Origin of the sequence: Hyphomicrobium sp. (assembly GCF_047600905.1) — a bacterium.
Classification (GTDB): Bacteria; Pseudomonadota; Alphaproteobacteria; order Rhizobiales; family Hyphomicrobiaceae; genus Hyphomicrobium_B.
Genome location: NZ_JASGKD010000001.1, coordinates 516930 through 530319 on the forward strand (window position 1 = coordinate 516930; position 13390 = coordinate 530319).

A 13390-nucleotide genomic window follows, 5' to 3' on the forward strand; every position below is an offset into this window, starting at 1 on the left:
GTTCGTTTTTTTGTCAGATAGCATCGCGCCCGGATTCACCGGTGCGGATCCGAATAGCGTCTTCGATCGACGAGATAAAGATCTTGCCGTCACCGATCCGACCGGTTTTCGCGGCCTTTTGGATGGACTCGATTGCTTTGTCGAGCATGTCGTCGCTCAAAACGACTTCAATCTTCACCTTGGGCAGGAAGTCGACCACGTACTCCGCCCCCCGATAAAGCTCGGTGTGGCCTTTCTGGCGGCCGAAACCCTTGGCCTCGATAACAGTGATGCCTTGCAAGCCGATTTCTTGTAGCGCTTCTTTTACTTCATCGAGCTTGAAGGGCTTTATAATCGCTTCAATCTTTTTCATTTTCGCCCCTTGAATCTTGGACAGCATGACGGTCGTTAGTTCACGCGTGCCCAGTGGCCCAAAGGCTAGCAGAGGCCGTGCCACCTGCGGCATTTGGGAGAAACACACGGTATGTCATTGGCTTAGCGTGTTGCGCCGGATTTTTGAACAGCCATGAGCCGACATTTAAGCCCTAAAAATATGCGACATGCATATTTTTTATGCCGATTTCCTCGGTGTTGGTGAACAGCTTTTGGGCGATGAATTTCTAGGCAGTCGAGGCTCCGATAAATCACGTGGAAGGGACGGCATAGGTCACGATCATGAATGAACTGCTTACGACCGCAGAAGCTGGCGAGGCGGATCGCCTCGCTGCTCAGGCCGGGGTGCCTTCTCTCGAACTAATGGAGAAGGCCGGTAAGGCGGTCGCTGCGGCGGCCGTCGATATGGTTTGGGGGCCGGACCGCCGTGTCGTGGTGCTGTGCGGACCGGGGAATAATGGCGGCGACGGATTTGTTGCGGCACGCCATCTGCGCGACAAGGGTTATGACGTTCGTCTTTTTCTGCTCGGAGACAAGGCGGCGCTCAAGGGCGATGCCGCCGAGATGGCGCGGCGATGGCCGCTGCCGATACGGCACGCGAGCCCCGATGCTCTCCAGAGCATGCACCTGGTGATCGATGCGCTCTTTGGTGCCGGGCTGTCGCGTCCGCTCGAAGGCGACGCGGCGGAGTTGGTGCAGGCGGTCAACGACAGCGGTTTGCCGGTTTTAGCGATCGACGTTCCAAGCGGTCTCGACGGCACGAGCGGTGAGGTTCGCGGCGTTGCGATCAAGGCGCGCAAGACAGTCACGTTTTTTCGAAAGAAGCCAGGGCATGTGTTGATGCCGGGCAGGCATCTATGCGGCGAGGTCGTCGTTGCCGATATCGGAATTCCGGAACGGGTCCTCGAGACATTGAAGCCGTCGCTGCATGAGAACGGCTTGCCGCTTTGGCGCGACCACTTCAACTGGCCGGAGGACGGCGGTCATAAGTATGACCGCGGTCACGCGGTCGTGGTGTCCGGACCGGCACTGCAAACGGGGGCGGCGCGGCTCGGAGCGCGCGGCGCTCTGCGCGTTGGAGCAGGGCTGGTGACGCTCGTCGGCAACGCGGCGGCGACCGCAATTATTGCGACGCAGGTCACGTCGATCATGGTGCGCTCGGTTTCGGGGGCGGCGGCACTGTCCATGTTTCTTCGCGATACGCGGCGGAATGCGGTGCTGATAGGGCCAGGTGCGTCCGTTGGCCCGGAAACGGCCGACGACGTATTGGCGATTCTCAAATCGTCGGCGGCCGTCGTGCTCGACGCGGATGCGCTGACATCGTTTTCTGACGCGGGCGACAAGCCGCGTGGTGATGCCGGGATGGGCTTTCTCGCGCGCAACGGGGACGGTCCGCATCGGCGCGAGACGCTGTTTGCGGCGATAAGGGATCGGAAAGCGCCTGTCGTTCTCACGCCTCACGAGGGAGAATTCAAACGCTTATTCGGCGAACTCGCGGGTTCGAAGGTCGATCGGACCCGCGAAGCCGCGAAGATGTCGGGTGCAATCGTCATCCTGAAAGGCACCGATACGGTGATTGCTGCGCCAGACGGACGCGCCGCGATCAATTCAAACGCGCCGCCTTGGCTGGCGACGGCCGGATCCGGCGACGTTCTCGGTGGTCTCGTCACAGGACTTCTGGCTCAACACATGCTGCCCTTCGAGGCTGCTGCGGCGGCCGTCTGGCTACATGGCGAAGCGGCGAACACGTTCGGCGTCGGCCTTATCGCCGAGGATCTTCCGGATGTCCTACCGACGGTGCTTCAGCGGCTTTTTTCGGAGAAGTTTCGATAAGGAGCAGCGGTCAGGCGCCGAGAGGATTGCCTCTTCCGGCCTGCTTCAGCCGATCGTCGGTGTGCAGAAATGCTTCGACTTCCGGCGTCGCCGGTGGACTGATTTCCGACACGCCGATGAGGGACATCAGCCGGGCGATTTCCACGAATTTCTTTTCCTTGCGATCGTAGAGGCCGCCCTTGAAGAGCGCGCGCGCCGCAGCCTGCCCATCGCGCGGTCCGCCGTCGAGGACGAAAATCTGTTCCATGACGACCAGGGTTTCGTCCCAACAGAGCAGACGGGTCTCGAGCCGAAATCTCTGCAACAGACGCAGCTCGCGCTGAAAGCGGACAGTGATGGCGCTGGCTATCGGCGTCCAGTGATGGCGGAAAACCTCGCGCCACAGGCCTGAGCGAACCATGACGTCGAGGCGGCCGAGATCCATCAGCGTCAGATAGCGGCCGTTGTTCATATGGACTGAGAGGTCAAGATCATGGGGCCAGACGCGAAACGCCAGCCTCGAGACATCGGTTGGCAACGCGAGAGCACCGCGGCGACGCGCCGTCAGGAGCACCCAAAGCAATCTGAACCAAAGGTTCATGTGCAATTTCCCGGTCGAGTTGGGCCAGCCGTATGGCAGGTTTACGTATAGGTCAACTCTATCCTCGGTTGCTACCGGATTTGTCGGTTGCTCCACCAGTGCCCACAATGGCACCGTATTACTGCGAGGATATCGAATCGCGTCTCGAATGACGTCCGGGCGAACGGAAGAGGATTTGGCGGAAGTTATGAGAGGCTTTCGGGCAAAGCTGGTTTGTGTGGTCGTCGGGTTGCTCGGGGCCATGCCAGTCCATGCTGCGGACGCTATTTCTACGCCCTCGCCGGCGGAAGAGGGAGCGGCCCATCTCATCCGCGGAGACGTTACGAAAGCGGTCGAGATTTATTCCGCGGCTTTGAAGGACACGGGACTTCCCAATGACCGGCGCGCGACAATCCTGAACGATCGCGCCGTCGCCAATGTTCGTCTTGGGGAAACCAAAGCCGCACTTGAAGACTACAACCACGCCGTCGAGCTTTTTCCGGAATATCCCGTTGCTTACAACAACCGGGGCAATCTGCTTCTGGCGCTGGGGCAGCTTGGTGAGGCAACCAAGGATTTCGATCGAGCGCTCATGCTGGCGCCTGGATACGCCGCTGCCTATTCGAACCGCGGCAACGCCGAGATGAAGCTCGGCAAACCAGAGGCGGCGGTCGCCGATTTCACCAAAGCGATCGAACTTCTGCCTGCGAGTGCGCCTCCACTTTCAGGGCGCGGCCTCGCCTATCTCGCGATCGGAAAGCCGCACGCGGCCATTCGCGATTTTTCCCGGGCAGTGAGCGCGGATGCTCGTTTCGCGTCTGCCTATCGCAATCGGGCTGAGGCGAGGGTTGCGATCGGTCAGGGCGATGACGCCATCGAAGATCTTTCCAGAGCGATCGCCTTCGATGCCGATAATGGCGAGCTCTATGTCGTTCGCGGCTATGCCTATCTGCTGAATGGAAATACGGCGTCGGCAATCAAAGACTTTTCGCGTGCCATTGAACTCGATCCCAAATCGAGAGAGGGCTACGAAGGTCGCGGCATCGCCAACGGCGTCGCAGAAGCGTTCGATGATGCCTACGCAGACCTCAACCGGGCGATCGAACTGGATCCTCGTTCTCCCGTTGCGTTTGCGTTCCGAGCGTTCATCTACAAGCAAAACGGGCAGTCGGACATCGGCGCCAAGGACGTCGAGACGGCGATCAAGCTTGATCCCGAACTCGCCGGAAGCGTTGTGGGCGCGCGGTGAGATCGAGGAAGCCAACGGCCAGGCGGACAGTGCGATTGGCGACCTCAGGCGCGCATTGCAGCTGCGGCCGAGCTGGAAGTTTGCGAGCGATGCCCTTCAGCGTCTCGGGGCGGCAGCTGACGACGTCGAGGACAAACCGATGCCGTCGCTCGATATTGCGAAGTGGAATGTCGTCCTGCATGGAAAAGACTATTTCGCAAAAAGCAGCGACTATCCTCAGGTTCGTGTCCCGCTGGAAATGATGGGCGAGGGCGTGCCTAAACTGCTGGCGTGGGACATCCAGAACTCGCCCTATGCGGGCTATGGCATTTTGCGATTTTCCGGAGGCAGCATTCGCGGCAAGAACGGCCCGGAAGATACCGAGCTTGCAGCGATTATCGATATCAGCGGAGGAAAGGTGCTCGCGATCGAGCCGCATCGCCAGGGCGCGCGCGTTGCTCAATGGACGTGGGATGGCGATCGCCTGCAGATCGCGAGCGTCGATGGAGTGACGGACGAGTATCAACTGCATCCGGTCAATGTCGCGGTCGTCGGCAATCGTGATCAGGCCTACAGCGCGGATCGATCCGACCGGCAGCAACGGCGATATAAGCCCAAGTCATTTTTCGAATTCCTGTTCGGTAACTGAAGTCGGCGGAGATGCCGCGTCGGCCAGGTGTGCGTTTCGGGCGGGTTCATGAGCGGCGGGCCTATCATCGTCTGGTTTCGAAACGATCTGCGGCTGCATGATCATCCGGCGCTGACGGCGGCCGTGAAATCGGGGGCGAAGATCATCCCCCTCTATATTCTCGACGAGACCTCGCGAGATCATTGGACGCTCGGCGCGGCTTCGAAATGGTGGTTGGCGAAAAGCCTGGCGTCGCTGGCGCGTGATATCAAGCGCCGCGGGAATGAGCTGATTTTACGTCGAGGAGATCCGGCGCACGAACTCATGCGTCTTGTCGCGGAGACAGATGCGGTTGCTGTGCACGTCACGCGCGGGTACGAGCCCCGCTCGGTCATGCTCGAAGAAAAGCTTCATGCATCGTTGGGCAAATCGGGTGTCGCCTTCAAACGGTTCGGCGGCCGCTTGCTGAGAGAGCCGGAAGACGTGAGGACGTCATCGGGCGGTTCCTATCAGGTCTTCACGCCATTCTGGCGGGCATTTCGCAAAGACTTCAACCTGCCAAAGGCATTGCCTGCGCCGCAACGCATCGACGCGATCCGCAAGGCTGTCGCGTCCGACAATATTTCGCTCTGGGCATTGTCGCCGACTTCGCCGGACTGGTCGGGCGGAATGTCTGCAACGTGGCAACCTGGAGAAGATGGCGCGCGACAGCGTCTCGATCATTTCATTGCGAAGGACCTTGCGGGCTATTCCGAGCGACGCGACCGACTTGCCGATCTTGGAACATCGCGGCTTTCACCGCATCTTGCGTTCGGTGAAATTTCGCCGTCGGCGTGCTGGCGTGCGGCAGCAAACGCGTCGGGCAAAACCGGCACGAGCGATCAGTCGATCGAGATTTTTCTGAAAGAGCTGGTCTGGCGCGAGTTCAGTCACTCGCTTCTCTTGCATTTTCCGAATATGCCCGATGAGCCGCTGCGCAAAGAATTCTCGGCATTCGCTTGGAATAAATCGTCGGCGGATCTCAAGGCTTGGCAGAAGGGTCTTACTGGCTATCCGATCGTCGATGCGGGCATGCGTGAACTCTGGGCCACCGGCTATATGCACAACCGGGCTCGCATGATCACAGCGTCATTCTTGACGAAGCATCTCTTGCATCCGTGGACGACCGGAGAGGCATGGTTCTGGGATACTCTTGTCGATGCCGATCTTGCGAACAATGCTGCGAATTGGCAGTGGGTTGCTGGCTGCGGCGCCGATGCAGCGCCATATTTCCGCATCTTCAATCCGATCTTGCAGGGACAGAAGTTCGACCCGGACGGAGACTATGTGCGGTGCTGGATCCCTGAGCTTGCGCGCTTGTCACCGCCCGATATCCATTCTCCATGGGCCGCATCTGCCGGAGAGTTGAAGCGCGCCAATGTTGTCATCGGGAAGGACTATCCATTTCCGATTGTGGATCATAAAACGGCGCGCGGCCGGGCTCTGGCGGCGTATGAAAATTTGAAATCGTTCAAACGGTGAGCATTGCAACCATTGGCCGCGTCGGTTCACACGTGAAAAAGGTATGTTTTGCAAAGAGCTTGATATGAAGCCACTGTTCTGATTGAGCGAGATGCGAAACCGTTTCGTAAGCTAGTTGAGCTGTTCAACTGTACCTTCGACGATTTATCGGTAATTTCCATTAACGTTCCGACTGCGGAAGCCGTAAGATACGGGCCAAGAAGTATTGCGTAGGGAGTAGCCATGTTGCGTACCACATTGTTAGCGGCGATTTTTCTCGCCGCTGCTCCGTCATTCTCGGCTTTTGCCGATCCGAGCGGGGCGCCCACCACCACAGAAACGCAATCTGGCACGACGACCTTCTTTGGGAAGGCACCTGAATCGAAGGAACCCGCGACGGCTGCTGCCGCAGAGGGCAAGCCGGTCGTAAAGCCGCGGCCTCTTCCTCCGACGTTGACTGCGTCCATCGACCTTTCGCGGCAGACCATGACGGTTTCAGTCAATGGTGAGCCGCGCTATCGCTGGGCCATTTCATCGGGAACGCAGCAATATGCGACGCCGACGGGCAACTTCCGCCCGCAGTGGACGTCGGCCATGTGGTATTCGAAGAAATACGACAACGCGCCGATGCCGAACGCTGTTTTCATCAACGGCGGTGTCGCGGTTCACGGCACCTATCATCAGAAGTCACTGGGCATGCCGGCTTCGCACGGTTGCATCCGGCTGTCGCTCGCAAATGCAAAGACCTTCTACAATCTCGTGCAGCGACACGGTATGGACCGAACGCGTGTGAGCGTGCATGGACGGCCGAATTGGCGCGATACGCAGATGGCGCGCCGCGATTCAAACCGCGACGAGTATGCGAGCGGCGGAGGCGGCTGGTTCTGGGGCGGCAGCTCAAACAATGATGACGAGCGTATCGCGCGCAAAAAGGACCGCAAGGATCGCTACGTCTATATCGACGGCGTTCGCGTCAAATTGAAAAAGGGAAAAAACGGCGAGTACGTTTATAAGAACAGACCAAAGCGCCTTCGTTATTCGGGCAGCTACGCTTATGAAGCGAACTGAGACAGACCCTCCAGAATGCTATCGAGAAAAGCCCGGGTTGCCGGGCTTTTTTATTGAGATCAGAACGGATTCCAGGTCGGCCGTTCGGTGAAGCGCACATAGCCGATATTTGCGCCGAGGCGCATGCCGACGCCCGATCGAATGGGAGCCATGATGACGGGGCCGCCCTTGAGCAGCGTTACGCCGACGCCGCCGACGAAATAGGCTGAACCATCAATGCCGGTGAAGTTGCGGTAAAGATCCTCGGGCTTGTTCATGCGGTAGATGAGAAACAGCGTACGCGATCCGGAGGCGCCGAGGTCGGTTCCGACGGACGGTCCGTGCCAGTAAACGTCGCGTGTGCCCGGTTGCGAGCGCATGAACAGCGTGCCTTTGCCGAAACGAAGCCCAGCGAGAAAGGCGCCTCCGCCCTCGACGCCGAGGACGTAGGCGGTCGGGCGTCCGGACTGCTTGAACGCGTGTTCGATGACGGCTGCCAAGTTCGTCGAGATGGTGCCAAAGAAGCCGCGTGTGACGTCGCGGATTTCTTCAATCGTATAGCCGTCCTGCTCCGGCGGCGGCAGCGCTGGCATAGGTTCCGGCTCTTTCATCGCGACCACAGGAGGCGGGCTCGTCTCGTCGGGCTTGGTATGCGTTGCCCAGCCTTTCGTTGAATCGGAGGCAGGTTTGGACGCCGGCTTTTTGGTGGCGATCTCGGCTGGCTTTTTCGCCGGCTGAGCTGTGTCCTCGCCGGACTTTGACGGAGGAGCAGGAACTGCGGCAGCCGCCGAGGGCCGATTGCGTTCCGCTTCGGCGATTTTTTCGTCGAGGCGCTTCAGCATGTAATCGGATTTCGCCTTGATTACGGTGTTGAGCTGCGCGGCGGCGGCTTTCAGTTGTTCGAGCTTGGCACAGTCTGGTTCCGTGCCGTCCGGCACGCGGCCAAGGGAATCGACGGTCAGCAATAGCTCGCCGCTTTTTTTATCGAAGTCGTCCAGCGTCGCGTCCTGAGTGGCATCCAATACGGAACCTTCATAGTCGGCGGCGGGAAGCTTTAACGCTTCCTTGTAGCGTTTGAGGCGCTCCTGCAATTTGGGCTGGACTTCAATGGTCATCGCTCGAAGGCTTGCACCGGATTGGTCGACGGCCGCCGCGAAATCGTTAGCTGTGCACGGTGCAGCCACCGCGGCAGGCACGGTCCAGAAAAGCGCGATCGCCAAGGCGAGAAGGGCAGCTGTCGATCGCATGGCAGTTAAGCTCCAATGTGAGTAGCCGGCGATCTTGGACTCGATCTCCAGGGACGCCAATGGTCTAAGCCTTTGCCTAATGCCGTGGCAGAGATTTGGCGGCAATGCGCGCCATGAAGCGCGGCGTGTCGACGATGATTCTGGTGTGTACGCCGGATCCGATGCGGTCGATGCCATCTGTCGCCGAGACGTCGAAGGTAATTTTCCGCCCGTCGACTGCTTTGACGGTGGCCGTGGCAGTTACCGTCAGGCCAATCGGCGTGGGTGCGGAATGGGTCACGTCCAGATGGACGCCGAGGCTCTGGTGTTCGGCCGGCATATAGCCGTCGAGACAATCGACGGCCGCCGCTTCCATCACCGCAATCAGCATGGGACTCGCGAAGACCGGTACATTGCCACTTCCGACATGCGTGGCGAGGCGCTCTTCGGTGACGAGCATGCTCGCCGTTCCCACGAGGCCTATGCGCAGTTGTGAAAGGTCGGCCATTCGCCAGTGCTCCTTTTGGCAGAGAGGCCCATAAGGCGCGCTGCCGCATTGATCAACAGGATTTAGACGAGGGGCATAGAGGTCGGCGTTAACCTACTTCGCGCAGCGCTCTGCCCAAAACGATGTTCGCGGGTCTAGTTGGCGGCTTCCATTACGCGTAACGCGACAGATGTTGCAGGAGGTTGCGTGCTGTACCGCTTCCGCTGGTTCATGATCGCCTTCTCGACGGTACTCGCTCTCGCGCCATTTTCGGGTATTGCTGCTGCGGCGCTCTTGGCGGCCGCGCTTGGGTGCACGATCAACGACGCGGCGGCAGAACCGTGTCGCATGCGTGGCATCGATTTGGGTCCGGTGTTGTCCGATCTCACGGTGACAGCCGGTCTTGGCGAAGTCGTGTTCGTTGTTCTCGCTGTGGTGCTGGTCACGTGGATGGCGGCCGAAGGCGTCGCGTTCGTGCTGAGGCGGTGGCGGCGAGACGGGGCGGCTTCTTGAATTAGGGCCGCGAGATTTCGAGCAGACCCGGCAACGCCGTGCCGGAAGGGCCGATTTCGGACAGGGCCGCCGCGCAACTTTCGTCGATGATGAGTTTGCATTGGTTTTGCGGCTCATCCGGAACGCAATGTTTCACGCGCATCCACGCATCGTAGATTTTTTTCTGTTGCGCGGCGAAAGTTTCAAGATTGGTTCCCGTGTAGAGCAGGGCGAGAATGGAGCCCTTGGCGGTTATTGTTCCGCCGGGACACGTCTCGGAGGCACCAAGGGCCTGGGCGTATCGGGAGCCGATATCGTAGGGCGTCAGGTTGGTGGCGGCGATGGCGGCCCTTGTCGATGCCAGAAGATCCTTAGGCGGATCGGCAGCCCACGCTGCTCCGCAGCAGGTCGCTGACATGGCCGCGATCAGAAATGGCAGAACAGAATGGATTCCCGGCGCCCGGAAAATCATCCGCGGCCTATTTCGGCCCGTTGATTGCATGAACAACACTATCCCGACGCAGCCTACTGACGATCATTCGGAAGCACCCCTCGCTGTCTGCGCGCAGGGCAGCAAATCCTGTCTAAAGCTTATACTTTTTTGTAAGTAGAAACGATTTGCATTTCGGCAAATCCGGCAACCTCATATACCGTACCAGCGCAATTGGCGATCGAAGACATCAGTCTGTCTTTGAGCTTGCCCGCGGGCGACGGTATCATTCCTGCTATGGGCTGAACCGGCGCGTGCGCCGTCCTAGGAGAGATCTCACATGACCTCACGCATTGCTTTCTGTGCGGCGGCGTTCGCCGCTTTTGCAGTAATGGGCGCCGGCCCAAGTTTTGCTCTTTCGACCAAGGAATGCAGCGTCAAGTATCAAGCTGCTAAATCGGCCGGGACCCTCAATGGCGAGACCTGGAACGAATTCCGCAAGAAGGAATGTGCCGGAGCCGAAGCTGCGCCGGAAGAAAAGCCGGCCGCGAAGGTCGAGACGACGAAATCTACAGGCGCAGCCGTTTTCCCGAACGCAATCGATTCCAAATACTCCAAGGAAAGTGCGGGCCGGGCCCGGATGCACACCTGCCTCGATCAATACCGGGCAAACAAAGCGAACGGCGGCAACGGCAGCCTCAAATGGATTCAGAAGGGCGGCGGCTATTACAGCCAGTGCAACGCGGCCTTAAAGAAGTAATCTCCGGTCGAAGCATACCCCGACGTGGCGACGGCGAGATTTTCATCTCGCCGTTTTTGCTTGGCGCCGTCCTCGGCAAGCTCAGCGCTTGATTTCGCGATCACGCTGCCAGGATAGGAAAATCACGGTAACGAGTGACGTCAACAGCATCGTTCCAAGGATGGCAGGCTGGCGCATCAACGACTGCCACACGTAAAATCCTTCGATCCATCCGCCCCGGTTTGTCAGCACGTTATTCAGGGCGAGGATGACGAATGCGACGAGCGACGTCAGCGCCGTGGCAATCACAGCCTCGACCAAGCGTTTTGTCAGCCGCGGCACCGATATCGAATTTCGGCCAATGGCGAGTTGCGTCCGGTCCGACATGATGCGCTCCATCAAGGTTTGGTCGAGGGCGCAATCGATAAGGTGCGCCCCGGGATTTATTCTCCGTGTTTACCAGATTCGCACGGTCATCGTGGCGAACGCGAGGCACTCTTTCCGGTCGGAACCGGGAGCCGGCTTATGCAATTCCAGAGCTTTTCGGCCCGATCCGAGCGCTTTCAAAGGAAGTTGATCACTATGTTTTCAGGTCCGGTAACACGGTTCAATCAAGGCGGGATATAAGTGTTCAAGCCCTCGGAGCCGGCGCTTTCGTTGGCGAGGAGAGGGGTTGGTCGTTTCCGGCGCGGCTTCAGATCGGAGAGTATCCATGTTCCGCTTGGGTCGTCTGTTCGTCGGCGGGTTATTGCTTGCCTGGATGGGAATTTGCGAGCCGTCCAACGCGGCCCCGGCAGGCTTGGGCAGCGCTGCTTCTCGGGCTCCAGGGCCTATCGTCCTTACCCATGGCCACTGGGGTGGCGGCGGCCATTGGGGCGGTGGAGGGCATTGGGGCGGCGGTGGTCGATGGGGTGGAGGCGGTTACTGGGGCGGACGGCCTTGGGGCGGTCCCGGCTATGGATACCGCCATTTCCGACGCGGGTATTTCTATGGCGGATATCCATATTTCTACGGATACCCGTACTTCGACGACTACTATTACGACGGCTACTATCCGGCATACCCTTACTGCTATTACAGCCACAGGTACCGGGCCCGCATCTGCCCAGATTACTAGGTGATCGGCGGTCATCGGAAAGTGTCGGCGGCAGGCTTGCCGCTGACGGCGACAACGGACGGACGTGATATGAAACTTGCTGCGCTTGCTATCGCTATTGCCTTGCCATCTTTTGCTTTTCTCGCAACGGACAGCAACGCTCAGTCGATTTTCGACGTTGAGCACGCTCGTGCGATGTATCGGGCGGGCGTTGCGAGCCGGTACGACATCGACCAGCTGAGGCGATATGGGCGCCCGAGCGGCTATTATCCTCAGTACGGACCGCCGCCGCCGCGTCGCATCGATCTCAGGCGGTTGTGGTGGCGCGAGCGCTACGGAGACCGCTACTACGATTGAGCTCCGCTCTTGAATGGCGGATGTTCTTGGCCGATATATGCGCCATGGACAAAAAATCGATGCCTAGCGATGAGGCTGGCTGGCGAAAACTCCTCACGCCGGAGCAGTATCGGATCCTTCGCGAAAAGGGTACCGAACCGCCGTTTACCGGCGAATTCCTGCACGCCGAGAGCGATGGCACGTTTACGTGTGCCGCATGCGGAAATCCGCTCTTCTCTTCCGATGCAAAGTTTGATTCCGGGACGGGCTGGCCATCCTTCGATGAAGCCCTCCCTGGTGCCGTCGAATATCACGCCGACACCTCGCACGGCATGGTTCGGACCGAAATCACCTGCGCGCGGTGCGGATCGCACCTTGGTCATGTGTTTGATGATGGACCGACGGCAAGCGGCAAGCGCTATTGCATCAACTCGGTCTGCCTCAATCTCGAGGACGAGGCGGATAAGGCAACGTCGAAGACGTAATTTCGGCCGCCTCGGACAGGCGCGGCGTCCGATAGTTTCATGGTTTAGAATTGGGTGTCACGCGCTTTTGAAACGCCATCGCGGCCGCGGGCGCGCGGATCTTTCCTTCGTGAATGAAATAGACGAACACGTCGCGCGGCGTGTACCGCGGTTTTCGGTCGGCATCGACAATCGGCAGATCGTCCGGAACGCTTCCCGTCGCCCAGATTTTCGCGCGCTCGGCCCATTGGTCGAGCGCTTGCGGTTTGTATGCCGTCGGAATGGAGTCCTGCCCGGTCTGTAGCCGGGCATAGACAAAATCGGATGTCACGTCGGCAATCGCGGGATAGGTCGCATGGTCGGCGAAGACGACGGCAACCGACTTCTCACGCGCAAGCGCGATGAATGCGGGTGTGCAGAACGATGCGTTGCGGACTTCGACGGCATGCTTCAACGGACGCTTGCCGATTTTCCTAGGCAGCAAGTCGAGGAAAGCACCAAAGTCAGCTTCGTCGAATTTTTTGGTGGGTGCGAACTGCCATAGAAGCGGGCCAAGCTTATCGCCGAGTTCGGCCATACCGGAATCGATGAAGCGCGAGATCGAATCTCCTGCCTCGGCGAGTATGCGGCGGTTGGTGGCATAGCGGGGGCCTTTCAGCGCAAAGATGAAAGCCGATGGCGTTTCCTTCGCCCACTTGGCAAAGGTCGCCGGTTTCTGCGTGCTGTAGTAGGTGCCGTTGACCTCGATCGTCGTGAGTTGGCTGCTTGCGAACTCGAGTTCTTTGGTATGAGGCAAACCGTCTGGGTAAAAAGTGCCGCGCCAGGGCTCGAACGTCCAGCCGCCGATCCCCGCGCGAATAGCGCCTTTCTGGCCTTTTTCCGACTTAGCGACCATGAGAAGTCCCGGGCATCTGAGAGCGAACAATGCTTGGGTTCAGCGAATCGCCATAATT

The 13390-nt window shown here is 59.2% G+C and carries 17 protein-coding genes; 10 read left to right on the forward strand and 7 right to left on the reverse strand.

The window, feature by feature from the left end; translation table 11 throughout:
• Positions 1–13 precede the first annotated feature (13 nt).
• Positions 14–352, reverse strand: a complete 339-nt coding sequence (locus QM780_RS02625; protein WP_290978897.1) for a P-II family nitrogen regulator — start codon at positions 350–352, stop codon at positions 14–16.
• A gap of 302 nt (positions 353–654) precedes the next feature.
• On the opposite strand from QM780_RS02625, the gene QM780_RS02630 reads away from it, so the two are divergent.
• A complete protein-coding gene (locus QM780_RS02630; protein ID WP_415068927.1) occupies positions 655–2205 on the forward strand; it encodes an NAD(P)H-hydrate dehydratase in 1551 nt (516 codons plus the stop codon).
• A gap of 10 nt (positions 2206–2215) precedes the next feature.
• Here the strand turns inward: QM780_RS02630 and QM780_RS02635 are convergent, their stop codons facing one another.
• Positions 2216–2785 (reverse strand): thioesterase family protein, encoded by a 570-nt coding sequence (locus tag QM780_RS02635; protein ID WP_415068928.1) that lies wholly within the window; start codon positions 2783–2785, stop codon positions 2216–2218.
• Between the two features lie 148 nt (positions 2786–2933).
• On the opposite strand from QM780_RS02635, the gene QM780_RS02640 reads away from it, so the two are divergent.
• The 4 genes from QM780_RS02640 (at position 2934) to QM780_RS02655 (ending at position 7188) form a co-directional block, all read left to right on the forward strand.
• Positions 2934–4013, forward strand: a complete 1080-nt coding sequence (locus QM780_RS02640; protein ID WP_415068929.1) for a tetratricopeptide repeat protein — start codon at positions 2934–2936, stop codon at positions 4011–4013.
• Entirely contained in the window at positions 3973–4641 is a 669-nt protein-coding gene (locus tag QM780_RS02645) for a tetratricopeptide repeat protein (RefSeq protein ID WP_415068930.1), read from the forward strand. The genes QM780_RS02640 and QM780_RS02645 overlap by 41 nt, the downstream gene beginning before the upstream one ends.
• A gap of 48 nt (positions 4642–4689) precedes the next feature.
• Positions 4690–6141 carry a cryptochrome/photolyase family protein gene (locus QM780_RS02650; RefSeq protein WP_415068931.1) on the forward strand — a complete coding sequence of 484 codons (1452 nt, stop codon included), beginning with the start codon at positions 4690–4692 and terminating at the stop codon, positions 6139–6141.
• Positions 6142–6363: 222 nt separating this feature from the next.
• Positions 6364–7188, forward strand: coding sequence for a L,D-transpeptidase (locus tag QM780_RS02655; RefSeq protein ID WP_415068932.1), 825 nt, complete (start codon positions 6364–6366; stop codon positions 7186–7188).
• Positions 7189–7247: 59 nt separating this feature from the next.
• Here QM780_RS02655 and QM780_RS02660 read toward each other — a convergent pair whose 3' ends face one another.
• The gene (locus tag QM780_RS02660) at positions 7248–8414 is read right to left on the reverse strand and encodes a DUF1134 domain-containing protein (protein ID WP_415068933.1); all 1167 of its coding nucleotides are present in this window, start codon (positions 8412–8414) and stop codon (positions 7248–7250) included.
• Positions 8415–8490: 76 nt separating this feature from the next.
• Positions 8491–8901, reverse strand: coding sequence for a thioesterase family protein (locus QM780_RS02665; RefSeq protein ID WP_415068934.1), 411 nt, complete (start codon positions 8899–8901; stop codon positions 8491–8493).
• A 186-nt stretch (positions 8902–9087) separates the two neighbouring features.
• Here QM780_RS02665 and QM780_RS02670 point away from each other — a divergent pair, with 186 nt between their 5' ends.
• Positions 9088–9393, forward strand: a complete 306-nt coding sequence (locus QM780_RS02670; RefSeq protein WP_415068935.1) for a hypothetical protein — start codon at positions 9088–9090, stop codon at positions 9391–9393.
• 1 nt (position 9394) lies between these two features.
• Here the strand turns inward: QM780_RS02670 and QM780_RS02675 are convergent, their stop codons facing one another.
• The gene (locus tag QM780_RS02675; RefSeq protein ID WP_415068936.1) at positions 9395–9844 is read right to left on the reverse strand and encodes a hypothetical protein; all 450 of its coding nucleotides are present in this window, start codon (positions 9842–9844) and stop codon (positions 9395–9397) included.
• Between the two features lie 298 nt (positions 9845–10142).
• Here QM780_RS02675 and QM780_RS02680 point away from each other — a divergent pair, with 298 nt between their 5' ends.
• Positions 10143–10562 (forward strand): hypothetical protein, encoded by a 420-nt coding sequence (locus tag QM780_RS02680; RefSeq protein WP_415068937.1) that lies wholly within the window; start codon positions 10143–10145, stop codon positions 10560–10562.
• Positions 10563–10643: 81 nt separating this feature from the next.
• Here the strand turns inward: QM780_RS02680 and QM780_RS02685 are convergent, their stop codons facing one another.
• The gene (locus QM780_RS02685) at positions 10644–10928 is read right to left on the reverse strand and encodes a hypothetical protein (protein WP_415068938.1); all 285 of its coding nucleotides are present in this window, start codon (positions 10926–10928) and stop codon (positions 10644–10646) included.
• A gap of 325 nt (positions 10929–11253) precedes the next feature.
• Here QM780_RS02685 and QM780_RS02690 point away from each other — a divergent pair, with 325 nt between their 5' ends.
• From QM780_RS02690 to msrB, 3 genes are all read left to right on the forward strand, one after another.
• Complete coding sequence (locus QM780_RS02690) at positions 11254–11658, forward strand: hypothetical protein (RefSeq protein ID WP_415068939.1); 405 nt, start codon at positions 11254–11256, stop codon at positions 11656–11658.
• Positions 11659–11727: 69 nt separating this feature from the next.
• Positions 11728–11994 carry a hypothetical protein gene (locus QM780_RS02695; protein WP_415068940.1) on the forward strand — a complete coding sequence of 89 codons (267 nt, stop codon included), beginning with the start codon at positions 11728–11730 and terminating at the stop codon, positions 11992–11994.
• Positions 11995–12053: 59 nt separating this feature from the next.
• The gene (gene msrB / locus QM780_RS02700) at positions 12054–12458 is read left to right on the forward strand and encodes a peptide-methionine (R)-S-oxide reductase MsrB (RefSeq protein WP_415068941.1); all 405 of its coding nucleotides are present in this window, start codon (positions 12054–12056) and stop codon (positions 12456–12458) included.
• A 37-nt stretch (positions 12459–12495) separates the two neighbouring features.
• Here msrB and QM780_RS02705 read toward each other — a convergent pair whose 3' ends face one another.
• The gene (locus tag QM780_RS02705; RefSeq protein WP_415068942.1) at positions 12496–13332 is read right to left on the reverse strand and encodes a DUF72 domain-containing protein; all 837 of its coding nucleotides are present in this window, start codon (positions 13330–13332) and stop codon (positions 12496–12498) included.
• Between the last annotated feature and the right edge of the window lie 58 nt (positions 13333–13390).